Here is a 24,269-nt window from a genome sequence, read left to right on the forward strand (position 1 = left end):
TTATTCCCTCACGAACAAAGCCGCCCCCATGCCAAAATATGAGGGGCATGCATACTCCGCGAGTTTAACCTTCATAGGCACCTTTTTTAGAACGCCATAAAGGACGAGCAGCTGCCAGTAACTATCGGGCAAAGCTTTGCTTATCAGCTCATCCGGTATCTCAAGGAGCTTTTCAAGCCTGTTCTCTTGGATTATCCTCATAACGAGCTCATCGTATTCTTTAGCTTCCGGCGCATAGCCGTAGGGACCGTTTCCATGGGCATGTGCGTGGTCAGCACTCGCGATGAAAGCGACCTTTTTGTCATATTCTTCAAGGACTTCTCCAACCACTTCACCAAATTCGACGAGAGTTGCTCTTGAGACTTTTCTTGCAGGCGTTAAGAGCACCACAGGTCTCTTTTCTAAAAAGTGGAGGGGTATAAGTTCTCCCCAAGTTAAGGGAAATCGGGAGTACTCCCCGCTTAGTGATGCGAAGTTTATATCAACTACAGGTAGGCCGTTAGCCTTTGCTCTCTGATATATCTCTCTGGCAAGCTCTTTCTCAGTTTTGTATTCTCCCGGAAGTTGCACTTCACCAAAGCCAAGCCACGAAATTAGATTTTCGGCCATTATAACCCCGAGGGCTTCACTCATGCGGATGTTGTGAGGGCTTATAATGACATATGCCTCGGCCTTCGAGAATTCCTCGCCAATTTCCTTAAGAGCCTCTGCGAGCTTTCTCGTCCCTTCATCTTCAGGTTTGAGAACAGGATTTCCGTGGGGCATCATCGCGGCTCCGATCAACATCGCTTTCACCTCATGCATTCTTCAAGTTTTTCCAAAGTGCACTCCATAATTTTGCCCGCTTTCACGTGGCTAAGAGTTTTCAGCCCAGAACCCGTTAGAATGCTTACAACCTTTGCGTTCTCTTCTATTTTACCTCTAAACTTTCTTATTGCAGCTATTCCCGTTGCAGAGGCTGGTTGGACAAAGATGCCTTCTCTCCCGAGGTCTTGTTGAGCCTCTAAAATCTCCTCGTCGCTAACAGCAACACAGAGCCCTTTGAGTTCATTCAAAAGTCTCAAAACTGCGTTCCCGCTCGGTGGGTAGGGGTTCTCTATGGCATGGGCTATAGTGTGGGGATTTTCAAAGCGCTCGATTTTTTGCCTGCCTTCACTAAAGGCCCTGCATATTGGAGAGCACCCCTCTGCTTGGACGGCAACAAAAGTCGGGAGTTTGTCTATTAACCCGCTCTCTTTGAGCTCTAAAAATCCCTTTACAATGCCCCTGAAAAGTCCGCCCGAGCTTGTGGGGATTACGACGTAATCGGGCGTTACTTCCTCAGCAATTTCAAAGCTTATGCTCTTGTATCCCTCAACTCTGAACGGGTCGTCGGAGTTTATGAAGTATATGCCCTTTCTCCGCCCGATTTCAAGGCTTTTGTAGTAGAGCTCTCCGTAATCCCCGTGCACTTTAATTATATTCGCCCCATAAGCCTCCAAAGCCTTAAGTTTTTCTTCCGCTATGCTTGACGAAACAAGGATGTAGGTGTCGAGTCCAAAGCGCGCCCCATAGGCGGCAACACTCGCTGCCATGTTGCCTGTCGAGACAGTTCCAATTTTATTAAAGCCAAGCTCCAAAGCCCTGTGAATACCTATAAACGTTCCCCTATCCTTAAAGCTCCACGTTGGGTTCGTGGTTTCGTTTTTAAGGTAAAGCTTAACTCCAAGTTCTTTTGAAAGACGCTTCGCTTTTGTTAGGGGAGTGTCTCCTTCCCCGAGGCTGTACTCCAAGTCAAGCGCGAAGGGATAAAATTGCGAAAACCTTTCCCAAACTCTCTTTCCTATTCCCGGAACACCCTTAAAGAGCTCTAACTCTAAGGGTTCGCCGCATTCACACCTCTGGTAGGGTTTTCTCAAAGAATATTCCCTTCCACATGATGTACACCTTAGCATAGCCCAACCTCCTAACAGCAAAGCTAAATTTTCACAGCTTTTCCTAAAACTTCCCTAATTACCTTTGCGGCAGCAAAGGCAGTTATGCCTTTGTAATCATAATCCGGGTTGAGTTCGACAACATCAAAGGCAACAACTTCTGTTTTTAGGCTCTTTATAACCTCAACGAGCTCCCTCGTGGTTAGTCCTCCAGGCTCAGGGTTGCCAACCCCTGGAGCAAAAGCCGGATCAAGAACGTCCATATCGAAGGAAAGATAAGCTTTCTCAAAAGGTACATCTACTTCTTGGCAACGATATACCTCAGAGGCCGAAATTATTTTTATCCCGTGCTCTTCTGCAAAGTCAATTTGCTCTTTTGTAGGGGCTCTAATCCCTATTTGGACTACGTCTCTTCCTTTTACGAAGCCTTCCTCCACAAGCCTTCTCACGGTACATGCATGGGAATACTTGTTCCCATCGTACTCGGAGTAAAGGTCTGGGTGGGCATCAAAGTATATGAGGCCGAATTCCTCTTTAGACGCTTCTCTCAAAGCCCGGAAGGTCGCATAGGTTATGGAATGATCACCTCCAAGGAAAAGGAAGAGTTCTCCGGAGTAATGGCTTTTAACGAGGTCGTCAATTCTTTCAACAAGCTCTTCAAAGCTCTCTGCTTTTACATCTCCCAAGTCCTTGTAGCGCCAGTGCTCAGCAAGATCCACAAGACTCTCGTTGAAGCTGTTGTAGAGCTTCTCAGACGTTGCTTCTCTTATAACTTCTGGGCCCTCGGCACAGCCTCGCCTATAGGAGGATGATTCATCCCAAGGGATTCCAAGGATGTAAAGGTTTGGCTTCTCAGAGGGAGGAATTCCGAAAAGCATTTACCACACCTTCGTCCCTACGGGCACTTCATCTGGGACGGGCAAAAGGTAAACCTTGCCGTCCTCACTTTCAGCTACAATAAGCATTCCCTGGCTTTCCACGCCGGATAGCTTCTTGGGCTTTAGATTTAGGACGAAAATAAACTTCTTCCCTTCAAGGTCTTCTGGAGAATACTGATCCGCCAAGCCAGTTATTATTGTTCTCTGTTCATTTCCAAAGTCCACTTCGAGTTTTATGAGTTTTTTAGTCCTCTTCAGCTTTTCAGCTTTCTTAACAAGGCCAACCCTAAGGTCAAACTTCCAGAATTCATTGACATCGTAGAGCTCCATAACTAACACCAAAAACTAGTATGATGGGGAATATTTAGAGTTTTTCCCTAACTCAACTGCCTTTACAACCTTTCCCATAAACACATCAAGCAGAGATGTAACTACTTTCGAAAGCTCATTATCAGAACATTCTAAAAGACATCCTGCTTCGGGACTATGATAGAGTCAAAAGTTACGATATTATCCCCGACACTCTGAGCTAAAAGCTCTCCATTTTTGTCAAATACCCATGCTCCACCTGGCAGGTAGGTATTCACTATAAAGGTCTTAACTTCAAGGAGTTTAGCTCTCTCGGACATCATTTTGATGTCTTCCTCGATGATCTTTCCAGTTTCTGGTGAGTACTCCATAGGCACGAAGAGATAATCAGGCTTTTTCTTTCTTACCCACTTGGCTATGCGCTTGTTGTAGAGGTCGCCGCAGATGATTATCGCGGCCTTCCCGAACTCCGTCCTCGCCGTTCTCACAGTGTTGCCGGTGCAGAACTTCATCGGCTCCTGGAACTTGCGGTGCTTCAGCAGGACTTCTCCGTCCCGGCCGATGAGCAGGGCCGAATTGTAGACGCAGTTCTTGTAGGGCTCAAGGAGGCCGAAGATCACATAAACCAAGTTCTCCTTTGCAAGTTTGCTGACTCTATTGACGATTTCACCATAAAGCTTCGCTCCACTAAAGTCCCACTCTTTAAAGCCAGTAAAGCAGTACTCGGGGAAAACTAGAATATCAGGTCTGTATTCCAAAGCTTCTTTAAATCTTTGTTTAAACTCCTGCCAGTTTGTTTCAAAGTCGTTAACCTTAACTCTCATCGGAATTAGAGTGACCTTCATAACTCTTACCTCTAAATGATTTGTCGAAAGAACGACAAATAATGTTTTATATCTTTAATTTGACGGAATTGAGATATAAGTGTGGCGGTTTCGCTACCAGCTCTTACCTCCTGCCAAGCTTTTTATTTTATAAAATAATTCATCCAAGCCTTTTGCTGTATCTGTAAGTGCCCCCGCAATCATCTTGTCCTCTTTATAACTTTCATCAGTTATTAGGCCAATTATTGGCTTCCCAAGCCCATAAGCAAAGCCAACTTCAAATCCGAGGTCACGTCCATAATTTATTAGGACGGCAACTACAACATCTGCTCTTTTAATACCCTCAACATTTGCCCTAAAGACAGTCTCTATATCGTTAGATTGCGGGGTATCTCTCTGAGGAAGATAAACCTCAAATCTGTGCTCTTCAAGAGCCTCAGCTATCCTTTTGTTAAGCTCCTTATTCTTTAGAGAGGATGATATGAAGACTCTCATACCTTTCACCTCTTGGCAGTGATTAAAAACGCCTCATAAAAATCTCCGTGCGTCTTTGCCCTTCCGAGGGTGGTGTCTCTAACGATTTCCAGCTCATTTTCGTGTGCAAATGCCTTAACTTTCTCTCTAAGCCCCTTGACGTCAAAATCGCCGATTATTATTCTCCCTTCGTGTTTTAATAGTTTGAGAGCTTTTTCCAAAAATAGCTCTGGCTCGTAGTCATGAAGTGTGTAAAGAAAGACGATGCAGTCAAACTTCCCATTAATCTCCACACTCAGGAAATCGGTGCATAAGAATTCTGCTTTCTCCGTGATCCTGCTTCTCAAACGATTGCAGAAGTCGATCAGTTCACAGCTGCTATCAATACCTACTGCTTTTTTGACTTCATCTTTAGAGGCCATTCTGAACGTTAGGATTCCAAGGCCGCAACCAACGTCCAGGACTTTTCCCTTAACTTCTTGAACTATTGAGTCCATTAGACGCTTTCTAACTTCAAGCTCGTCTCTGTGTTCTGGAAATCTAACCAAGATGCTGCTAACAAGCCAGTACAGATCCTCCTTGCTTCCTCCAGAGTCATGAAACACCTTGAGGGCTTCATCGTAATAGAGCTTTAGGAAATCCATAGGATCACCTTAAGCTTTCTATCAACTCCCGCCTTGCTCAACAATATGCAAATCATTTGAAACCTTAAGAAAACGCTCTGGTAGAGTATCTGGGATGCCATAAGGACTTCTATACTTATTGAGCTCCTCAAACAAAACATCGAACTGTTTCAGCGTTTCGAGGTTTTCACTCAGCATCATTCTGCGTCTTTCATGGGGTCTAACAGCGGCGGAATTTAAGAAAACATGTAAATTTGTCATTGCATTGCTGAGTTTCAAGAACTTCTCTTTTCCTTCCTTGGAGTGGGCACACAGAATGTCAAAGACGTTCTTAACAACAAATACGTGATCTCTGTAAGCTATAGTGTAAAGGAGAATAACTTCATCAGAGGCATTATTCTGGAGTAAGTACTCAAACGTTTGTCCAATGTTTTCAAGTTCCCATCTATTTGTTTCGAATTCTGTATAGACGTCTTCTAACATCTCTTTATTCTCGTCTTCGCATTGTTTCCATGAGTAGATTGAAAAACCTGAAGTAAGCAAAAGTACAACAATGAAAAAGAAAATAACTCTTTTCACATAAGTCCACCCAATTTTAATTCACCAATAGACATTAAAATATTTCGGAGAATATTAGCTTGCCAAACTAAGATGATAGCATGAGTTAAGAAATTTAGGGGTATGGAGTATGTATAAGCATTTCAAAATCCTAATTCTAAGTTTATTGTCTCTCCTTCTTTTACCATTGGCCTTAAGTGAAATCTGCGAGCCCTATGAGACTTATTCAATTACCTCAGTCTTGCCCGGTAGTGGTTGGGCGTTTATTGTAGTTCATCATTCTGAGTGGATATGCGAGACGATTGCAGGGGAGCAAACACTCAGACGCAATATGCCGGATGGAGAATACAATCTCTACTATCTTTTTAACGGAAGTAACTTGCTTTTCTTAGGGAAAAGCAATCCCCTACTCGGTGAACCCCTGATAGTGACCGATATTAATGGAACCATCTACATTTTGCAAAAGAGTGAGGAGGTTGTCCCCTACAGGAATGTAACACTTGTTATCAATGGTGAAGCTAGGAACTTGACGATTACAGCTAAGAGAGTCGAGCTAAAAGTTTATCGTTTTGATGGATGTGCTAGCCTCGTGTGGAACTGTACAAAAGTTGAACTCCAGAACGGCACAATAATATCCCCATGTGAAGGCAATATCTTAACATACTTCTTCACTAAAAGCTTCCCAAGAAACTTGTCAGGGATTAAAGGAGAGCTTCGTAATGGTTTTCTCACATTTGCAAATTCGAGCTATAATATTCCAGTAGCTGAGTTCGAGAAATACTTCAAATTTTCTAATGATAGAACGCTCGAAACAATCTCTGCTATGCGTGCACTGCCTCTTGGTAAGGGACTCCTTATATATTATCCCGGAGAGGTTAAGCGAAGGATGGGCAGTTTTCTTTCGGAGTTACCTCTTGTGTTCTACTATGGTGGAGGAAATCTAAGACATCTTGAGATGAGCACTGAGATGCAAGATGTTCCCGAATGTAGGGAGCACTCTCAACAGAACCTGAGTTTAAATGAAACAAGTCAAACAGAAAGCACAGGGGGTAGAATATGTGGCATTGGCACTTTGCTTCTCTTAATAATCCTGCCATTAGTTTGGAGACATTTTAGGAGAAAAAATAAAATGAATAATAAACCAAAAGAAGCAAGAAGGTTATTGGAGGGTTAAGTATGACCAAACGTTTAGCATTGACAATTTTCATTTTCCTTTTGTTTTTGGGAACCTTTATACTTTTTAAGGCAATAAAAACGGCTGAGATTTATGTAACCGTCTATTATCCTGGAGAGCTTGAAGCTGAAGGATATTCTTTGGAAAATAATCAAATAGTCCTTAAGTTTCACTTCCTTACTAGTTCGGGGGACCTCAAAAAGCATTTCGAAAAGTTCAAAGTTCGATGCTTCTTCTGTGACCTCGACCTCGAGAAAGCGAAGGTTGTTGTTAATGTTGATGGGACTCCCCTATATCCAACCTGCAGGGATTACGTGATGAGCTTTGATAGTGAGGGGAATGGAGAGGGGGTACACTACATAGCTAGTCCGTATAACTTAACCAGCATTGCGGAAGTCAGGATTCCAGAAGGATACGTTTTCAAAGAGCTAAACTTTGAGAACAACACACTAACCATTTTCATATCTCCTGGGGATGATGGAGGAGTTGAAGTGGTTAAATCAGACATCATAGCAGAATACCAAGAGGGGCTTAAGGAGGAATGGATAAAAATCGTCTACATTGATGGAAGCAAAGAATGGGAAGGCAGAGTACAAACAATAGGAAGAGAAGGAGAATGTCCAATCCTCATCCAGGTATAATAACATCTAGAGCGATACCTAAGTTCGAATACTCATCATTGGGTCTTTGGATGTTACTACGTCTGGTTCATCCGGAAAGTACTCCAAGAAAGCAAAGGTATAAATGCCAGAAAGTCGGAATATATTCTTGGTGATATCATGAAACCCATTATCCGCGAGGCAAGGCCGGAAGATAGACCGTTCATCGAGGAAATTGCAAAGTTAACTTGGGAAGGTGAGGATTATTTAGCAAGAGTTTTTGATAGCTGGGTGAAAGATGGAAACTTCTATGTTCTTGAGCTGGAAGGAAAAGCTATTGGAACAGCAAAGCTCACAATTTTACCTGATAAAGTCGGCTGGCTTGAGGGGCTTAGAGTTCACCCCAGTTACCGAAAACGGGGTTTTGGAAGGCTAATCCAAAACTTTATGCTTCACAGGGGAAAAGAACTTGCAGAAAAAGGCGTTATTAATGCTTTAGAGTTCGCGACCTACTTCCTTAACAAAGAGAGCATTGCAATGGCAAAGAAAGATGGGTTTAAGGTAGTAAAACGCTACTATGCCTTGGGAAAACCTGTAAAAGAAGTTAAACCTTCGAAACCATCTAACAGCACAATAAGCTCTCTTGAGGAGCTCGAATACACAGATTATATTCCAGTGGGGTGGAAGTTCGTTCATAAAGTGCCGGAAGCTTTGGAATGGCTTAAGAAAAAGGCAGTCGTCAAAGAGTGTAATGGGACTAAGTTTATGGTACCCAAAGACTCCGAGAGTGCCTTTGTCCCGTTTCGCATTTCAAAGGACTACGTGAGCAAAGCCCTCCCGTGTATGGCTCATGAAGCTTTAAGCCAAAACCAAAAATACATTGAAATTATGGTGCCTGAAGAGAATGAGGAAGCACTTGAACCCCTCAGAGAACTCGGCTTCGAGGTATGGGACAACTGCAAGGAGCCAAATGCGTTGGTGTTCAGGAAGGTGCTGAGTTAGTAAGGGAGAACAAATGGAGACGAATCGGCGCTGATTTACGCCAAGTGTATATGTCCTGCTTGAGTGCAAACAGTAGGTGAGAAAATGAAATCAAGGCTTTACTACCTTTTCATTCTCACGACTGTAATGAGAATAATAGGCGACGCTATAGAGAACATAGCTCTGCCGTGGCACCTCCTAGATGAAACCGCATCACTCCTCAGCGTGGCAGGCTATTCTTTAGCCTCCATGCTTCCTTGGGTTATAGCACCGCCTTTAATGGGCCACTTTCTTGATAGGACTGAGAAAAAAGTTAGGCTAGCTTTTATCGCATTGTTCATTCAGTCCTTCTTTGCCCTGACAATAATAAAATTTGCTTCAAATATTTGGGCATTCTATGCTTTAATTTCACTGATCTCAGCTCTTGATGTTCTTCATAGATACTTCGGCTTTACGCTCATAGCTTCCATGACCCTTGAGGAGTCTGAGCTTCAAAAGCTCAATGCAAAAGTACAAACCGTTGGAGATGTAACTTCTCTTCTTGTGTTTCCCATCGTAGGATATCTTGCTTACCTCTTTGGAGTCCGGCTTATGCTCTTGGATGCAGTTTTTCTTTTAATTGGAGCCCTGCTTCTCATTCCATATATTAACATTCCAGTGAGACGGGAAGAAAGGATTGAATACGAAAGCAAATCTACCCACCTTGAAGTTTCCCGCAGAATTGTTTTTGCAGGAATTGCATTAGTTTTGCTCTTCAACTTTGCAATAGCCCCAGCAAGGATTTTTGTCTTTGGTGCCCTCAAAAATTTGACCAGAGGAGAGGTTATTTACGGTCTGCTGAACTCAGTTGGAACTTTAGGGAGCTTAACTGGTGCAATTGGAATAACTCTTTTTGCTCATAAGTGTAAAATCGGGATTTCAAAGCCCCTCTTCATAGGAATGATCCTTCAAAGCTTTGCGGTTCTGCTTTTGGGCTTGCCTTCGTTAGTCCTACTTTTTGCCGGAATTTTAATCTTGAACTTTGGAAGACAGGTTCTAAACATTTCCTTTGACAGTCTGTTTCAGAGGGTAATCCCGCTTGAAAAGCTCGGCACTTACAGAGGAATTTTTGATGCATTGGCTACCCTTATAATTCCATTATCACAGCTGACTTTTGCATGGTTGATTGAGCATGGTATTGGTGTTTCAATGCTGGCTGTTGTAGTGTCTGGATTTAGTGTCTTGAGCGCGATGATTTTTTCCGCGTTAATATACGGCACCAAAAATAACCGCAAAGGATTTAAGATTTAGTTTGTTCTTCTTTAAAGGTGTGGTTTATGCAGATTCTTCCCCTGACTGAGGAACATCTCAACGAGTTTATCACCCTCTACATAGAATTCTTCCGCGAGCTTAGGGGAAAGCAAGGCTGGAGTCCAGACGAGGAAGAGGTATACAAAAAGGAAGCAGAAAATTACTTTAAGCGCGGCGATATGGTCTTCCTTGCCGTAGAAGAAGGCAAATCTACCGGCTTTATAAGGGTCTCCTCAAGGGAAGGTTGCTTCTGGATAGAGGAGCTTTTCGTAAGGCCGGAGTTCAGAGGGAGGGGAATAGGAAGGGCGCTCGTTGAGAGGGCTGAGGAAGAGGTAAGAAAGCACGACGATACCCTCTACCTCTTCGTCCTGCCGCAGGATAAGGACGCAATAGCCTTCTGGAAGAAGCTTGGCTACGACGTAATAAACACGATTGAGCTGGTGAAGAACTTGAAACCCACACCAAGGGACGAAGGCTTTCACACGATTGAGTTTCTTGGAGAGAAGTTCAGAATCTTCCGCTGGAAATATGAGAAGCTCACTGAGAAGGAGAAAGAGTTTTTAGAGCTGTTGGATGGATTTTACAAAAGGGGAGGAACCAAAGAAGAATTTTTAAGAATCGTGAACAAGGCATTAAAGGAGTGGCTTAAGTGAAAACCTTTTCCATCCACTTAACTTCACCGATTTTCTTAAAACCTTCTTCCTCTAAAATCTCCCAGTCTTTCATCCAAACCTGAAGGAACATTCTTTTTCCGATTTTTCCAGCAAGACACTCCGCAATTTTCACAATTTTTTTGTTAAGTCTCTTCCCATAGATAACAACATTTGCACAGCATCCTTCATCAACAAGAAGTATCGCAAAGTGCCCAAATCTAAATCGAGGGGCTTTTTTGTGGAGACTCCAAAGAAAAAGACCGGAAGTATAAACGGCTGAAAGGTTCGAAAACTTTGGAGGATCCCCATAGTATGTCTCTATTCTCACGTCACAATCTACCACATCTTTTACGCCCTTCACCTGCCAATTTCTAACTTCAAATCCATTTTTCACATAAAACCTCATAGCATTTCCATCTTCTGGAATTACACTTAGCCCTCTTAGACCTCGTTCCTTTGCCCACTTCTCGGCAAATGCCAAAAGCCCTGAACCTATTCCTCTGCCTCTACATTCTTCCCGCACCCAAAGAATGTGAATGTGGGCTTTTCCATTAAACGGTAAAAGCTCAATCTCCCCCTTATCTTCGTAAAGAAATATGTCTCCACCAGAGTTTCTAATGGCTTTTAGGTAAACTTCAAAGTTTTCCCATGGAGGTTTTCCAGCATGTATTTCTTCTAAAATATTCCTATCCTCAATTTTTGTTCTCCTTATCATCAAAAAAATAAAGTCAAAGCCCTAAAAATACTTTGTTAGCAAGAGGAAATGAATTCTAATCCCCTGTTCTGAGAAATAAGGCTTCGAGTAATTGGAAACCAGACCAATAAATTGAAAATAAGCAAAAACTCGCCAAGAATTACTCTTCCAAAAACTTCTCCACCTTTTCAACCTTCTCCTCTATGCTGTTAACCTTTTTCTCAATTTCCTCAAGCTTCGAGGTTAGTGATGAGAGCTCTTTAGACAGCTTTAGCTCCTCGGTATCATGTAATGAGTAACCCACAGCAAAAGATATGCCACTTGCCATAAAGAACAGAAACAGGGCTATCCCTATGTTTGCGTATGTCGCCCCGCCTTTCAGGATTATGACGGTTGAGATAACCACTGCAGTTATTCAGCTTGCCAAAATAACAACGTCTCGGGTTCTCATTCCACCACCTCCTTCAAGACATCAGGCGAGAGATGAATATTAAATGGTACAAGCTCATAAAATCTCAGAGCTTTTCCCCTTTCCTCATCAAGCACCACTTTACTCTTGACGATTCCTGCTGCCTCAAGCTTTTTGAGGTGAACTTTAGCTAATGCCCTGTTTATTCCAAGACTGTTTGCTATCTCATTAAGGTACATCGCCCTATTTTCTCTTGCAAGCAGTGCAACTATCTTAAGTCTGAGCGGATGTCCAAGTCCATCTAGCATCTTGGCAAGTTCTTCAGCATTCATGTTATCACTTAATAACATGTAATCATTTAATTACTTAAAAATTTTTCGCTCATCAGTGAGCACTAATTAGTTCTATTTTGACCACACTACTACCGATTGGTGAGGACAATGTTTGAGTATAAGTGTTTGAAATTTTGGAAAAAAGTGAGCCGAGATGATCCAAGAATAGTGAAAGAATGGGCAGTTAAGGATGCAGTGGATTTTAGGAACAGGATTCTTTGAAGCTTTTTTATTTTTCAAGCTTCATTCTTCAAGGCAGAAAGAAGGCCAAATATTCTCATAGAGTCCTGCCAAAAGTATTTAAATTCCACTATAAATTCCAAAAAGGTGCTTTTGATGAAGTGGAGCGAAATCCCTAGAGATGCCAAAGCCTACATGCTCTACCATACAATCATAGCTCCACAGCTCATAGTGTGGACTCTCCTTCCGCTCTACATGATGTACTCTGGCTACTCCGTCCTTGAAGTCGGGGCGTTCTTCACAGCCGTCAATATCATCGCGATTCCGTTAACTTATCTCCTTGGAAGGGCCTTTAACAAATGGGATATAAAGAAAGGGCTTATGGTAATTGACGCTCTTGATGGGATAGCCTATGTCCTTTATGGCTTTGCTAAAGGAACCATAGCACCTATCATGCTCTTTGCGGGAAGGACGGTAGAGAAGCTCTCCACAGTGCTTTACCCCCTTTATCGAGCTTATGAACAGATAATTTATCCTGAAGACAAGTATAAGGAGATATTCGCCTGGCACCTTCGTCTGCCGGAGATAGCGCGACTGGTAACGTTCCCAATCCTTGGTTACCTCTTCGGCTATGTCTTCCCAAAGCCGGAGCACTACCGTTTAGCGTTCATCTTCTTCGGGTTGCTCTCAATAGCCACTATGACATATATCTGGCTGTTTCTACCATCTGTAGGGAAAGAAGAGAGGATAACACCAAAGGACTTCACCTTCAAGGCCGGCGAATTCAAACTCCTCCTCACTTTTGAGGCTTTGCTCACACTAGCCTGGGCCCTCGCCCCCGAGATAGTTCTCATAAACTATGTTGTTTTTGTGCTCAAAAATACCATCTTCGAGGTAACATTAATAGCCTGCGCGAGCAGCATAGCCTCAATAATCGGCACATATGCCAGCGAAAGGGTTCCAAAGGGGAAGAGCTTCCAGGCGATAGGAGTTGGAATGTTCTTGAGTGCTCTCTATGCCTTAATAATGACACTATCACCTCCGTTCTGGCTGGCACTGGTAGCTTATGTTATTGAGTCCTTTGGCGACACCTTCTGGTTCCCCTTCTACCGCTCATGGCAGTTCTCGCTGGTTCCAAAGGAGCGCGCCAGCGAGTTCCACGCGGCGATATCGAGCTATAACAGACTTATTGGCCTCATTACGCCGTTCGTGGCTGGCGCTCTGGCGAGCGTCCACGCGACGCTACCATACGCGGCTAGTTTGGTGCTATTTTTGATGGCGGGAGTGATGTTCTGGGTGCTGGCACAGAGAGGCGAGAAACCTCACGCCTCCCCCATCTGAGATGCGTATAACTTGTAGAAGTGGCCCTTCTTTTTGAGTAGCTCCTCTGGTGAGCCCTCCTCGATTATCCTGCCGTCCTCGACGACGACAATTTTGTCGGCGAAGCGCGTGATTCCGAGCCTGTGGGCGATTATTATGCTCGTCCTGCCCTCCATGAGCTTGAGCATAGCGTCCTGAACCTGCCTCTCCGTCTTCGGGTCAACGCTCGAAAGGGCCTCGTCGAGGATCACGATGTCAGGGTCTTTGAGCAGAGCCCTCGCCAGGGAAATCAGCTGCCTCTCGCCTACTGAAAGGAGCTTTCCAGCTTCACCAGCAGAGGTCTCGTAGCCCCTGGGCAGGCGCATTATGAACTCATGGACGCCAAGCTCCTTGCAGACCCTGATGACGTCCTCCTCGCTTGCATCAGGGTTCGCCATGAGGATGTTCTCCATTATCGTGCCTGGGAAGAGGTAGATCTCCTGTGGGACGTAGCCAATCCTTCTCCTAAGGCTCTTCCTACTTATTCTCCGGCCGTCTATGCCGTCATAGAGAACTCTCCCCTCCGTGGGGTCGTAGAAACGCATTATCAGGTTGGCTATAGTGGTCTTTCCGGCCCCTGTCCTCCCGACTATTGCTATCTTTGATGCCGGTGGGATTTGAAGGTTTATCCCCTTGAGGACGGGCCTTCCCCGCTCGTACTCAAACCATACGTCCTCGAACTCAATCTCACCGTTGAGCCTCTCGACGTGAACCCCCTCGTAGTCCTCGATGTTTTCATCATCAAGAACCTCATATATCCTCTCTAGGGCCGCTAATGCGGACTGAAGGCTGTCGTAGAGGCCTATGACATCGTTTATCGGCCCGCGGAAGCGCTGGGCGTACTGGATGAACGCAACCACGACACCAACGCTCACGGCCCCCTGATACGCCAGATAGCCGCCGTAGGCTATGACGATTATCACGGAGAGGAGGCTCGTGATGTTCATGAGGGGCCAGAAGAGGCCCATGTAAACGGCAACGCGGAGGTAGGCTTTTATCGTCTCGCGCGAGACCTTTGAGAACTCTCCCTCAACGGCCTTCTCCCTGCCGAAGGCCCTTATCGTCTCGATCCCCGCAACGCTCTCCTCAACAACGCTCGATATCTTTGCTATCTTCTGCCTCGTCTCCCTGTAGGCCCTCCTCATCTTCCCGCCGAAGTAGTAGGCAACGAGCACCATCAGCGGGACGCTTGCGAGGGTAACGAAGGTAAGCTTGACGTCCAGTAGGAACATAGCGGCTATTATGCCGACGAGGCTGAGAAGGCTTCCAAGGCTCCCGAGGAGGCCGGAAACAAGGACGTCGTTGACGATTCCGGTGTCGTTCACTATCCTCGACACGAGGTCGCCCGTGGACTTGTCCTTGAAGAAGTCGAGGCTCGAACGGAGGACTTTCTCATGGAGCCTCGCCCGGAGGTCACGGAGGACTTTCTGGCCGAATACTTCGATGTAGAATGTCTGGAGCGTCGCGAAGAACCACCCCGCAACGAGGGCAAGCAGATAGAGGAGCGCAATGACCCAGAAGCGCCCGTAGTTGCCGGGGAGGATGTAGCGGTCTATCGCCACACTGAGGAGATAGGGCGGGGCAAGTGTTGCCAGGGCGGAGCCGATTATGCTGAAGAGGACCACCGCGAGCGTCCGCCTGTGGGAGAGGGCCTCGCCAATGAATCTCCTGAGGAGCGAGAGCGAGGACTTGGTGCTACTCTCCATTCCAACCACCCCTGCCGAGCATCTCGCTGAAGAGTCCTCCCTTCTTTGCGAGCTCCTCAGGCTTGCCGTCCTCCACGATCTGACCGTCCTTCATAACGATGACCCTGTCGGCCAGTTTGGCCATCGAGAGCCTCTGGGATACTATCACCGCGGTCTTGCCCTCAAGGATTCCTCTGAGGTCTTCAATTAGCCTCTTTTCGGTCTCCGCATCTAAGTTTGATACGGGGTCGTCGAGGAGCAGTATCTTTGGCTCAAGGAGGAGGGCCCTCGCCAGGGCTATGCGCTGTCTCTGCCCGCCGGAGAGGGTCACTCCTTTCTCCCCCACAACGGTGTCGTAGCCCTCCGGTAGGGATGCTATGAAGTCGTGGATTTTCGCTATCTTAGCAGCTCTCTCGATTTCTTCCATGCTCGCGTCGGGCTTCGCCAGGGCTATGTTCTCCCTCAAACTCCGGTTAAAGATGAACGGCTCCTGCGGGACGTAGGCGACGATTTTCCTGAGGCATGAAGTTTTTATCTTCCTCACGTCAACGCCGTCGATCAGAACCTGGCCTTTGTCCGGCTCGTAAAAGCGCGCTATCAGCTTGAGGAGGGTGCTCTTTCCGGAGCCGGGTGGCCCTGTTATTAAAACCTTCTCGCCGGGCCTTATTTTGAGGTTCAGGCCCTTTAGCACGGTCTGTCCGGTGTGGTATGTCAGATAAACATTGTAGAACTCGATTTCTCCGCGCGGGTTCTCAAGCTCCACGGCATCGGGAGGGTCAACGTCAGGAGGAGCAGAATCTATGACCTCAAAGAGCCTAGAGGCGGCCGCTAAACTCCTCTGGATGTCGCCGATGGTGAAGCCCAGCGCCCTAAGCGGCCAGGTCATCGTGAGCATGTAGGTGAGAAAGGCAGTCAGCTCGCCAACGGTCAGCGTCCCGGCCATTATCGCCCTCCCGCCGTAGTAGAGCATCGCGCTCATGGCGATTCCCATCACGAGGAAGGGCGCGTTGCCGTATAGGGCCGTGATTTTGGTCGCCTCGACGTTGAGGGAGTAGAGCTCTTCGTTCTCTTTCTCGAACTTCTCCTGGATGTGCTCCTCCACGGAGAGGGCTTTAATCGTCTTTACCCCGGCTATGCTGCCCGTTGAGACGGACGCAACAACGCCCGTCTGGTGCCTTATTTTATCGTAGATTGGCCTTACCTTCCTCGCGTAGGTCGTGTTGAGGGCCACAACGACCGCTATGGTCACGAGGGCCACGCCCGTGAGGGCAACGTTCATCCTGGCCATGTAGTAGAGCGAGACGATGATGAGGAAGACGGAATAGACGAACATCCTCACGCGGAAGGAGAGAAAGCGCGTTATCCTTTCGGTGTCGTTTGTTATCCTGCTTATGAGCTGACCGGAGTAAGTCTTATCGAAGAACTCCATTCTATGCCTCTGGATCGCCCTGAATGCGTCCATTCTGAGGTGGTAAACTGCGTGCTGAGCCGCTTTGACGAGCAGATACCTACCGCTGAAGCTGAAGGCCCCGTTTAGAATCCCCACCAGAAGGACGAGGAGGGCGTAGCGGACTGCCACGCGGTATTTTCCGGTTACTATGCCCCCGTCTATCGCCTCCCTTATTAGGACGGGGATTACCCCGTTCGTGTATGACATAAGGAGAACTATGATTAGGCCTGCTATGAAGTGGAGTTTGTGTTCCCGTAGATAACTCAGCAACCGCTTTAACTGCCCCATTGAGTCCGCCATAGCGGCAAAACTTGGGCACGCTACTATAAATATTTGTCGGTTAAGATGTCCGTCTGAGTGATCCACTGAACCGCATAAAATAAGGGAATAAGGAGTGAGCTGAGCTTTGCGAGTTCAACCTGACATCCTCCAAGCACTCAGCACTTGGCGTGGAGCGCTGAATATATAACACTGAAGAGCATGGTACCAGGGACGAAGCCCTCGACCGCGAGCAGGGCCTTCCCCAGCCAATCTTCCCCCAGAACCGCGCCGACCACGGCCGAGACGATGAGCATGGAGGGGAGCCAGAGGTCTTCGGTTGCCGCGAACGCAAGCACTACGAAGAGCACGGGGATGCCAATCGAAAGGCCCGACGTCCTGAACTCCGGTTTTTGAATATTAAATACAAGACGAGCAGAACGAATGCAGGAACGAGGGCAAGAATGATGAACTCCAGCGAAGGGGAGTAATTGTGCCAGCAAACGTAGGGCCTCCCTTTGCCACTCCAGTTTTCGAGGTGTGTTATGCCACTGTCAATATAATACCTCTCTGGAAGGCCGTAGAGGAGCACGAGCTCCCAGGCAGTTGCAAAGGCAAGGGCAAAAAGGTGAAGAGCATTCCACGGGATTTTCACGGTCACGTCACCCCCGTGAGGAAATCGCATCCGCGAGTTTTTTGATATCAGCCTCTTCCCCTCTGGCGAGGAGCAGGTAGAGGTTGCCCTCGTCCCTGAGCTTCAGCACTAGCAGGTGGTCGCTCCCCTTCCTGAACACCCAGCCCTCGAAAAGATTACCTGAGAGCTCCCTAACTGTGGTGTAGCCCGAGCGCTTAAGCTCTGAAACGTAAGCATCTATAATCTCGCCCGGAGGTTCGCTGTACTTGAGCCGAAATGCTTCGGCTATCTCTGACCCCTCAGGCGTTTCCCCGTAATTCACCTTGGCTATTATTGCCGTTTCTTCCAGTGGGTACACATAAACTGCGAGATAAACCCTTCCTGAAAGAGTTACGTTTGAGAAGGACACTCCAGGCATGATGAGATCCATCCAGTTCTCAGAGTAACCCTCGAGCGCCTTAAAGTAGCACCGCGGCCTTTCGCCTGTCCAGTTCGAGGGCTGAAAGTTAAAGAAGCCGACGAGCACGTGCCTTGGGCTTCCGGCTACAACTTCATCGAGAGTTATGCCCTTAAATCCCGCCTGGGGAGGAAAGCCTGGACCCACTACTATTGGAGGCTTAACATCGCTGACGTTTACGCTTATCCTCGAAAAGCAGAGAGTGGTGTCTCCCACGTTCGCATTCTGCACGTAGAGAAACACACTTATCCCGGAGAGGAGAATGAGGAGCGCTATGATGAGGTATTTCTTCACACGAGCCACCCCAGGGTGTGTATAGTGCTGATGTTGGAATGGGGGGAAGCTATGGCCATGCGGTTAACCCACTACGGTTTGTGGTAGAAACTTTAATAAGGTTTTCGTTAAGCGTGGGTGTTTAAATGCCCAGAATTCTTGCAAGCCCTTCAAAGGAAGCACAGAAATCCCGGAGCGTTTGCGAGCGGAACGTTTTTAGAGAGTTGTTAAGGAACGAAAACTGGGGAAGTATGAAATAGAAGCGAAGTTGCATGAAATCTTATATCGCCCGGGCCATGGACATCCTTATCGCAAGGTAAACCGCTAAGAGGCTCATAAAAGAGACTAAAGCTGACAGTCTCCCCAGTTTCTTCCCCTTTTCTCCTGGAAGGAGTGCAGGAGTGAAGGACACTGACCCCCTCCCCGCCTTGAAGGGCGAGGGTTCGGCTTAACCCCTCGCCAACGGCAGGGAAGTTTGAGGGGCTTCATTAAAGCCCAATAAAGGTGGGCTTTTTAGCCCCTCCAGGAGGGTCTTCCCCCGGTTACCCCTCCTCTGAGCATAAAGCCCGCTCAGATTCGGGGTTATGGTTCTCATAACCTTTTTTAAAATATTAAACGCTCCAACCAAGTCTGCATTAAAGATAAGCCCCGTTGCGGGACACTTAAACAAACCACGAACGAACCGAGCCCCATCGTGGGGCTTCCCGCAAACGGGGCAAACCTTAGAAGTGAAAGCCTCATTCACAACCAAAACTCGAATACCATACTCTTCGGCAACCTCAGTTAAACGTTTAATGACATAATTAAATCGCCAGACGTGAGAGAGAATAAAGTTTTGCTTCTTGCCCTTATCAGAGTTCCTCGCTATTCCCTTTGGATAGCCAACGACAATTTTGGAAACACCTAACTCATAAAGCCTTCTCACGGTTTGTCTAACTGCCGTGTTAATGTAGTGCTTGGCTTGAAGCTTAGCCTTCTCGTGCATTCTTTTGAGCTTTCTACTCGTCTTAGCTCCACTCTTGTTGAGTTTTGACTGATACTCGGCGATTTTTCTTCGCCAGTAGAAGTCAATGCTTTTAAGCGGTCTTCCATTGACCAGAAAGCTTTCTCCATTCTCAACGTAAACTGCCATCAAGTTGTTCACTCCTAAGTCAATTCCCGCCGAGAGGCTTCCTTTTGGCGTTCTTGGAACGCTTACCCATTCCTCACCCTCAAGTTTTTCCTCGACAGTAAGGCTAACGTGAGCATACCATTTCCGCTTAACGGGGTCGTAGGTTATCTCTAACCGCCCCTGCTTGCCCTTCAGGTGAATTCTGCCCTTAAACTGGACTTCGAGGCGTTTAAACTTCCCAAGGCCTTTGAAGATTAGTTTGTTCCCTTCAACCTTGTACTGGTCATTTCTCAGGACGATTAAGGGTTTCCTCCTCCCGTCTTCTTTGAGGTAGAGTGGAGGTTTTGGTTTGAGCCAAGAGGGGAGTTCTCCATTCCTCTTCTTCCTCAGGAGTGAGAAAAAGCTTCTCCAAGCTTCAGCGTTTTTTCTCGCTATCTGCTGAACCGTGGCAGAACCGATTTCCCGTTTAAACTCCTCATAAACGGTTTTCTCGGTTTTGTTAAAGTCCACGATTTGCTCTTGGAAGTATTGTCGTCTCCTCAAGTAGTTTACTCGGTTCCAGGCTTTGGCTCCTGCATCGGCTAACTGGTGGAGGATTTTTGCTTGTTCTTTTGAGGGCTGGAGTTTTACTGTTACTGAGCGCTTCATTTCAAGGTATGGTATGGATTTTAGGCTTTAAAATAGTTTTGCTTTCCTGTTTAGAGGCCGGTTGGGTGGTTTATTGCATCCCCGCCCTAAAGGGCGAGGCTTGAAAAAGAAAAATGTAAAATAGCGAGTGGGGAAATTTTCAAAAGGGCGACACCGGCAAACACGGTCACACAGGACGATGAAAAAATTACGGCTTCAGCCTTCAGGTTTCTCCAGAGGGAAACAGCGGTGACAACCACAAAGGGCAGTGCTACTGCCAAGAAGAAAACTGGCGATGGATCAAAGACGAAGTTACACGCGGGAGGGCTTCTCGACCAGCAGGAAGCCCCAACGTAGTATTCCGAAGGGAGTAAAATCATGAGCAGGAACTCACATGTTGGAAAAAGGAAAAGATAAAGGAGAGAGCGGAGCTTCATCCTTCATCACCACCCATTAACACGACACGGCTGTGAGTTCGGCCGCTATCATCATACTTACTATGAGGCCGGGCAGAAAGCCCGCAATACTGAGCAGCACTTTTTCCCACTTGTCTTTTCCGGCTACCCCACTAACCGCCAAAGAGACAACGAGCAGAACCAGTAAAACACCGGGCCCTTTAGTTTTAAAACACCCAATAATCACCGACAGAATAGGCAAGCTTATTGAGACAGCCGATTTCTTTAGGGCGGGCTTCCTAAACCAGAGGTATAGGATGAGCAGGACAAGTGCAGGGAGTAAAACGAGAAGAACAAACTCCGGCGAGGGAGAGTATTTGCTCCAAGAAACACAGGGCCTTCCCGCCCCACCTGTCCAGTTCTCAAAAAAGATTGTACATCTCTTAACATAATACCTACCGATGAACCGACTATTGTAAGCGAGTATAAGCTCCCAGGCCGTTGCAAAAATAATGGAAAGAACATAGAACATGAATTCCCTACGGCTCATTGGGTCACCTCCTCTTGGGAATTACCTTCACAAGGTGAGTATCTGAGCCCCAGTTGCCCCACGCGAGATAATGCTCGTTCATGTCCCAGCCGCTGTGAATGACTAGGTAATCCACTGTGTTAGAATTTCCCACATACCCAACTACAACAACGCTATGGTTCCCGTAGGGTCCCTGCCCGTATACTGAGCTTCCACCGTTATAAAGCTGGAGTAAGATAGGGTGGTTGCTGTCAACTTCATTAATAACATCGCTTGCATGTATATAGCCAAACCAAGAACATAATCCCAAAGTGCAAGTAGGCTGTGCATCGTAACTGTGGACGAGAGACCACGAAACAATTCCTTCGTTCTTCAGTTTTTGATATTCGTCTGCAAAGGCTTCAATGCCATCACATGCGTCAGGTCCCCAGCTCCCACACCAATAGGTCTGTCCGGGATCATTCTCCTTATCAAACGTTCCCATAGTGTGGTGAAGGATGTCAACCAGGGACGTCATGTACTCCTTGTATTCCTGTGTGTAATAACCGTTTTCATAGATTTCTGGATGCTCATAATAGGCTATAATTTGAGCGGCGGCAATTGGGGTGCACCCGTCCCATGCATCCCACGGGTCTCCCTTCGGTCCAACGTTCTTAGGATAACTCATTGACAAATTCTTTGGGTCCCCAAAATACGGGTCCATTTCTGTCCATATTGGAACGTTGGGTATAATCTTGGTGTATATGTCATCTGATAGAATTCCGACCATAGGTTCACTCGCTGAGGAAGTCTCAAGGGCTCTCCAGGCATTTACCACACGTTTTGGAGAGAATGAGAGTTTAACGGTTTTTGGAACGGGAACCTGTCTGCCGTGAATATCCACAGCTTTTCCGTTTCCCAGTTCTATGCTGTAGCTCAGCCCGCCGTAATAAAGCAACCTGTTCTGTTTTGCTGTGAAGCCTTTGATTCTTGCCGCTCCAATTCTTCCCAGCCTTTTACTTGGGGCCTCACCTTTCCCAAACTCAAGAATTGGAGTCATGTACTTCTGAGCCGCCACGAGGATGAACCCCTCGGGCTTTCCATTTACAAGCACGGTGAACTCATAAGCGCTTTTGGTTCCGTTGGGGAAGTAGTACACCACGGGCTGGGAAAGCTTTGCATTCTCCCAGTCCTCGAATCCAGGGATGTTTGATGACGCCCAAAGGAGGTGCTGCTTGGCAACAAACCTGGCCTCAGCTGACGTCACAGAACCGTCGAAGTTCTTTGGGGGAACCAAACTTAGGGCCCCCGGGAAACTACTCAATACTAAGGTTACGAAAACCATCCCAACCAGACAATATTTCCAGCCCTTCAAAGGAATCACCAGTTGAAATAATACTACGATAGTATATAAGAAGTGTTGGAATCAATTGGTAGCATACTTCGAAAGTGAAGAAAATCAACACAGGAGGAAATGCCGTTGTCTGGTCACTTTTCGGCATGTGGAAAGACAAGGAAATCAAAACTCCGTCCTCAACTTCCAGCCGTCTATACTGAAGCCACCCATTTTATCAAGGACGTGGTTTATTAACGCCTCGACGTTTTCGGTTCTGACCTCTTGCATGGCCCCGAGGAAAAGTTCGACAAACCTCTCATCCGGGAAGTCCGGGAAGAGGTATGCTTTTCTAAAGGCCCCCTCGGTAAAGAGCCGGTAAACCTTGCTAGCCGGCGGTATTTCAACCCCCAAGAATCTGGCGTAGTATTCCAGAGCCATTTTTAGGGCCAGATGATAGAGGTAAGCGTAGCTTGGGTTTCCTCTGTTTTCGGCGTCCTTCAAACTATCGAGGACGTCCCAGAGGAAGTACTTGGCCAGCTCGATTCTCGTTTCGTCCGGCTTTGGAAACGGCTTTCCCATGTACTCCTTAGCCTCTACCCTAAGAACCTCAATTATTCCCGTTTTGTCAAAGAGGGTCTTTCCTGTGAGAATTATCCTAGCCGTGCTCCTGCTGTTCTGGGCGAGCTCCCCCTCGAAGTACTCCCTAACCGCCCGGACTGGGTTCGCAAAGTATTCAATCAAAACGCCGTCCACAATGACGTTCCCTCTTTCTCTCCAGCCAACATCGTCGGAGAGGATTATGTAGACGTCCACGTCCGAGCGAGAAGTTTGCAGGCCGAGGGCATAGCTTCCAGTCAGCAGGGCAGCTTCGACGAACTCTTGCTCTTTCCAAGGTCTGAGGAACTTCTCAAGCGCCTGCTTCCAGTCTCCCATAACGCCACCTCAGAACTCTGGAATCCTCAACGGTGCTTGGAGTTCCTTTTCATTTTTCTCCAAGTTCGTTGCCAGCATTCTTATCCTTTCCACTCCCTTAATTTCCTTTATGTACTCTGCCACGCTCTTCGGAACTAAATCTTCCCACGGTTCTCCTTCAATCATCCTTCTTCTTATTTCCGTGGCAGAAAGAATGTCTTTCCTGAACATCGGTTGAACTACAACCTTGTATCCCCTCTCTTTGAAGAGCTGTGCAACCAGTGAATTCCCCGTGAAAACTATATCAAACTTTGGAACCATGGCTTCAACGTAAGGAGCCCAGATTGAATTGAAGTTAATATCTGGTAGGGCAACAAGAAAATATTTTCCTCTCGGAATGCCCTTTTCATCCAGAGCCCTTATGAGCATCTCCATCCTTTCACTTGCTGTAAATGGGTTTTTCAAAGTATGGCTAACTTGAGCACTTCCTATTCCTATTATAACCTCATCCACCTGCTCAAAAACGTATTCAAGCGCCTTTATGTGTCCATTGTGAACGGGCTGGAATCTGCCAACGAAAAGGCCTCTCATTATTTACCCCTCCTTATATAGCAATTTTATCTTCACTTCATCTCCAACTTTCAACCCCAATATATCAGCAGCCGAACCCTGATTAACTGCTATTTCAAGATAATCGTGGCTTCCGGGAAGAGATAAAAGCTCCCCCGGTTTTACCTGACCATAAGTATCCACATATGGAATCTTTCTTCCCAAAATCTCAACGTATTTTGGTCGTTCGTAGTTTTCAAGGTTTAAAATAACATTCCCGAAGTCGTCGATATAGATAACTTTCAGCAACCAAGAATCTTCCAGTTTCTTTGGTTCCAAATCAAGCTTGATAATCTCTTCTAAGTAAATTTCTTTTCCAAGCCTTGATGGTTCATACCCGAGGCTAAGCAATGCCCCAGCAGGGCCGAAGACGTCCCTTCCATGGAACGTCGAGCTGATCTTCCTCCCAATGATTGTTTCCATTTTTTTGAGGTCTATCTCATATGCGGCTTTCGGCTTTATCCACTTAAGGGGAAGCGTCGCCAAACCGTTATCGGGCAACACTAAGAACTGAGTACCTTCAATTATGATAGCTCTCCTTTCAGTCCCCACTCCGGGGTCAACAACACCTATATGAATGGCATTTGGAGGAAAATATTTTACGACCTGCTCCATAACAAAGGAGCCTTCGATAATGCTGTGCCTCGTTATTGAATGACTCACATCCACAATCTTTGCTTCTGGATTTATTGACAAAATAGCACCTTTCATCTCTCCAACATAAGGCCCCTTGATGCCGAAATCTGTAGTCAAAGTTATCACTG

Annotated in this window: 30 protein-coding genes; 6 read left to right on the forward strand and 24 right to left on the reverse strand. The window is 46.6% G+C overall.

The annotated features are described in order from the left end of the window. From NF865_RS07535 to NF865_RS07570, 8 genes are all read right to left on the reverse strand, one after another. The gene (locus NF865_RS07535) at nt 1–786 is read right to left on the reverse strand and encodes a DODA-type extradiol aromatic ring-opening family dioxygenase (protein ID WP_253304135.1); all 786 of its coding nucleotides are present in this window, start codon (nt 784–786) and stop codon (nt 1–3) included. Nucleotides 787–791: 5 nt separating this feature from the next. Next, on the reverse strand, nt 792–1,934 hold the full coding sequence (gene thrC / locus NF865_RS07540; protein WP_253304136.1) for a threonine synthase: 1,143 nt from the start codon (nt 1,932–1,934) through the stop codon (nt 792–794). A 23-nt stretch (nt 1,935–1,957) separates the two neighbouring features. Next, nucleotides 1,958–2,791, reverse strand: coding sequence for an agmatinase (speB, locus tag NF865_RS07545; RefSeq protein ID WP_253304137.1), 834 nt, complete (start codon nt 2,789–2,791; stop codon nt 1,958–1,960). Beyond that, nucleotides 2,792–3,121 (reverse strand): methionine--tRNA ligase subunit beta, encoded by a 330-nt coding sequence (gene metG, locus NF865_RS07550; RefSeq protein WP_253305619.1) that lies wholly within the window; start codon nt 3,119–3,121, stop codon nt 2,792–2,794. Nucleotides 3,122–3,252: 131 nt separating this feature from the next. Then, nucleotides 3,253–3,945, reverse strand: coding sequence for a carbon-nitrogen hydrolase family protein (locus tag NF865_RS07555; protein WP_253304138.1), 693 nt, complete (start codon nt 3,943–3,945; stop codon nt 3,253–3,255). Between the two features lie 93 nt (nt 3,946–4,038). Next, complete coding sequence (locus NF865_RS07560; RefSeq protein WP_253304139.1) at nt 4,039–4,419, reverse strand: nucleoside 2-deoxyribosyltransferase; 381 nt, start codon at nt 4,417–4,419, stop codon at nt 4,039–4,041. 5 nt (nt 4,420–4,424) lie between these two features. Further along, nucleotides 4,425–5,042 carry a class I SAM-dependent methyltransferase gene (locus NF865_RS07565; protein WP_253304140.1) on the reverse strand — a complete coding sequence of 206 codons (618 nt, stop codon included), beginning with the start codon at nt 5,040–5,042 and terminating at the stop codon, nt 4,425–4,427. Between the two features lie 21 nt (nt 5,043–5,063). Beyond that, nucleotides 5,064–5,600: a thioredoxin domain-containing protein gene (locus NF865_RS07570; RefSeq protein ID WP_253304141.1), complete on the reverse strand. Its 537-nt coding sequence runs from the start codon at nt 5,598–5,600 to the stop codon at nt 5,064–5,066. A gap of 109 nt (nt 5,601–5,709) precedes the next feature. Here NF865_RS07570 and NF865_RS07575 point away from each other — a divergent pair, with 109 nt between their 5' ends. The 5 genes from NF865_RS07575 (at nt 5,710) to NF865_RS07595 (ending at nt 10,276) form a co-directional block, all read left to right on the forward strand. Continuing rightward, the gene (locus NF865_RS07575) at nt 5,710–6,753 is read left to right on the forward strand and encodes a hypothetical protein (protein WP_253304142.1); all 1,044 of its coding nucleotides are present in this window, start codon (nt 5,710–5,712) and stop codon (nt 6,751–6,753) included. Nucleotides 6,754–6,755: 2 nt separating this feature from the next. Beyond that, nucleotides 6,756–7,394: a hypothetical protein gene (locus NF865_RS07580; protein WP_253304143.1), complete on the forward strand. Its 639-nt coding sequence runs from the start codon at nt 6,756–6,758 to the stop codon at nt 7,392–7,394. Between the two features lie 138 nt (nt 7,395–7,532). Further along, on the forward strand, nt 7,533–8,354 hold the full coding sequence (locus NF865_RS07585; RefSeq protein ID WP_253304144.1) for a GNAT family N-acetyltransferase: 822 nt from the start codon (nt 7,533–7,535) through the stop codon (nt 8,352–8,354). Nucleotides 8,355–8,438: 84 nt separating this feature from the next. Then, complete coding sequence (locus NF865_RS07590) at nt 8,439–9,623, forward strand: MFS transporter (RefSeq protein ID WP_253304145.1); 1,185 nt, start codon at nt 8,439–8,441, stop codon at nt 9,621–9,623. Nucleotides 9,624–9,649: 26 nt separating this feature from the next. Beyond that, nucleotides 9,650–10,276 carry a GNAT family N-acetyltransferase gene (locus tag NF865_RS07595; RefSeq protein WP_253304146.1) on the forward strand — a complete coding sequence of 209 codons (627 nt, stop codon included), beginning with the start codon at nt 9,650–9,652 and terminating at the stop codon, nt 10,274–10,276. On the opposite strand, the gene NF865_RS07600 is transcribed toward NF865_RS07595, so the two are convergent. From NF865_RS07600 to NF865_RS07610, 3 genes are all read right to left on the reverse strand, one after another. After that, nucleotides 10,269–10,991: a GNAT family N-acetyltransferase gene (locus tag NF865_RS07600; protein WP_253304147.1), complete on the reverse strand. Its 723-nt coding sequence runs from the start codon at nt 10,989–10,991 to the stop codon at nt 10,269–10,271. The two genes, NF865_RS07595 and NF865_RS07600, sit on opposite strands and share 8 nt — an antisense overlap. Nucleotides 10,992–11,130: 139 nt before the next feature. Beyond that, complete coding sequence (locus NF865_RS07605; RefSeq protein WP_253304148.1) at nt 11,131–11,376, reverse strand: hypothetical protein; 246 nt, start codon at nt 11,374–11,376, stop codon at nt 11,131–11,133. 41 nt (nt 11,377–11,417) lie between these two features. Next, nucleotides 11,418–11,729, reverse strand: coding sequence for an ArsR/SmtB family transcription factor (locus NF865_RS07610; RefSeq protein WP_253304149.1), 312 nt, complete (start codon nt 11,727–11,729; stop codon nt 11,418–11,420). Nucleotides 11,730–12,047: 318 nt separating this feature from the next. Here NF865_RS07610 and NF865_RS07615 point away from each other — a divergent pair, with 318 nt between their 5' ends. Next, nucleotides 12,048–13,232 (forward strand): MFS transporter, encoded by a 1,185-nt coding sequence (locus NF865_RS07615; RefSeq protein WP_253304150.1) that lies wholly within the window; start codon nt 12,048–12,050, stop codon nt 13,230–13,232. Here the strand turns inward: NF865_RS07615 and NF865_RS07620 are convergent. The 13 genes from NF865_RS07620 to NF865_RS07675 form a co-directional block, all read right to left on the reverse strand. After that, nucleotides 13,214–14,956 carry an ABC transporter ATP-binding protein gene (locus NF865_RS07620; protein WP_253304151.1) on the reverse strand — a complete coding sequence of 581 codons (1,743 nt, stop codon included), beginning with the start codon at nt 14,954–14,956 and terminating at the stop codon, nt 13,214–13,216. The two genes, NF865_RS07615 and NF865_RS07620, sit on opposite strands and share 19 nt — an antisense overlap. After that, nucleotides 14,946–16,685 carry an ABC transporter ATP-binding protein gene (locus tag NF865_RS07625; protein WP_253304152.1) on the reverse strand — a complete coding sequence of 580 codons (1,740 nt, stop codon included), beginning with the start codon at nt 16,683–16,685 and terminating at the stop codon, nt 14,946–14,948. The genes NF865_RS07620 and NF865_RS07625 overlap by 11 nt, the downstream gene beginning before the upstream one ends. A gap of 137 nt (nt 16,686–16,822) precedes the next feature. Continuing rightward, a complete protein-coding gene (locus NF865_RS07630; RefSeq protein WP_253304153.1) occupies nt 16,823–17,014 on the reverse strand; it encodes a hypothetical protein in 192 nt (63 codons plus the stop codon). Next, the gene (locus tag NF865_RS07635; RefSeq protein ID WP_253304154.1) at nt 17,002–17,298 is read right to left on the reverse strand and encodes a hypothetical protein; all 297 of its coding nucleotides are present in this window, start codon (nt 17,296–17,298) and stop codon (nt 17,002–17,004) included. Before NF865_RS07635 ends, NF865_RS07630 begins: the two co-directional genes overlap by 13 nt. Nucleotides 17,299–17,305: 7 nt before the next feature. Further along, nucleotides 17,306–18,028 (reverse strand): hypothetical protein, encoded by a 723-nt coding sequence (locus NF865_RS07640; protein ID WP_253304155.1) that lies wholly within the window; start codon nt 18,026–18,028, stop codon nt 17,306–17,308. Nucleotides 18,029–18,287: 259 nt separating this feature from the next. Further along, on the reverse strand, nt 18,288–18,419 hold the full coding sequence (locus tag NF865_RS10410; RefSeq protein WP_301281854.1) for a hypothetical protein: 132 nt from the start codon (nt 18,417–18,419) through the stop codon (nt 18,288–18,290). Nucleotides 18,420–18,455: 36 nt separating this feature from the next. Then, nucleotides 18,456–19,766, reverse strand: coding sequence for an RNA-guided endonuclease InsQ/TnpB family protein (locus NF865_RS07645; protein ID WP_253304156.1), 1,311 nt, complete (start codon nt 19,764–19,766; stop codon nt 18,456–18,458). A gap of 86 nt (nt 19,767–19,852) precedes the next feature. Next, nucleotides 19,853–20,182 (reverse strand): hypothetical protein, encoded by a 330-nt coding sequence (locus tag NF865_RS07650; protein ID WP_253304157.1) that lies wholly within the window; start codon nt 20,180–20,182, stop codon nt 19,853–19,855. Between the two features lie 16 nt (nt 20,183–20,198). Next, a complete protein-coding gene (locus tag NF865_RS07655; RefSeq protein WP_253304158.1) occupies nt 20,199–20,690 on the reverse strand; it encodes a hypothetical protein in 492 nt (163 codons plus the stop codon). A gap of 4 nt (nt 20,691–20,694) precedes the next feature. After that, complete coding sequence (locus tag NF865_RS07660) at nt 20,695–21,945, reverse strand: C1 family peptidase (protein WP_253304159.1); 1,251 nt, start codon at nt 21,943–21,945, stop codon at nt 20,695–20,697. A 222-nt stretch (nt 21,946–22,167) separates the two neighbouring features. Beyond that, on the reverse strand, nt 22,168–22,917 hold the full coding sequence (locus NF865_RS07665; RefSeq protein ID WP_253304160.1) for a nucleotidyltransferase domain-containing protein: 750 nt from the start codon (nt 22,915–22,917) through the stop codon (nt 22,168–22,170). 9 nt (nt 22,918–22,926) lie between these two features. Further along, the gene (locus tag NF865_RS07670) at nt 22,927–23,487 is read right to left on the reverse strand and encodes a nicotinamide-nucleotide adenylyltransferase (RefSeq protein WP_253304161.1); all 561 of its coding nucleotides are present in this window, start codon (nt 23,485–23,487) and stop codon (nt 22,927–22,929) included. 3 nt (nt 23,488–23,490) lie between these two features. Further along, nucleotides 23,491–24,267 carry a (R)-S-adenosyl-L-methionine hydrolase gene (locus NF865_RS07675; protein WP_253305620.1) on the reverse strand — a complete coding sequence of 259 codons (777 nt, stop codon included), beginning with the start codon at nt 24,265–24,267 and terminating at the stop codon, nt 23,491–23,493. Nucleotides 24,268–24,269 lie beyond the last annotated feature (2 nt).

Origin of the sequence: Thermococcus aggregans, assembly GCF_024022995.1 — an archaeon.
Classification (GTDB): domain Archaea; phylum Methanobacteriota_B; class Thermococci; order Thermococcales; family Thermococcaceae; genus Thermococcus_A; species Thermococcus_A aggregans.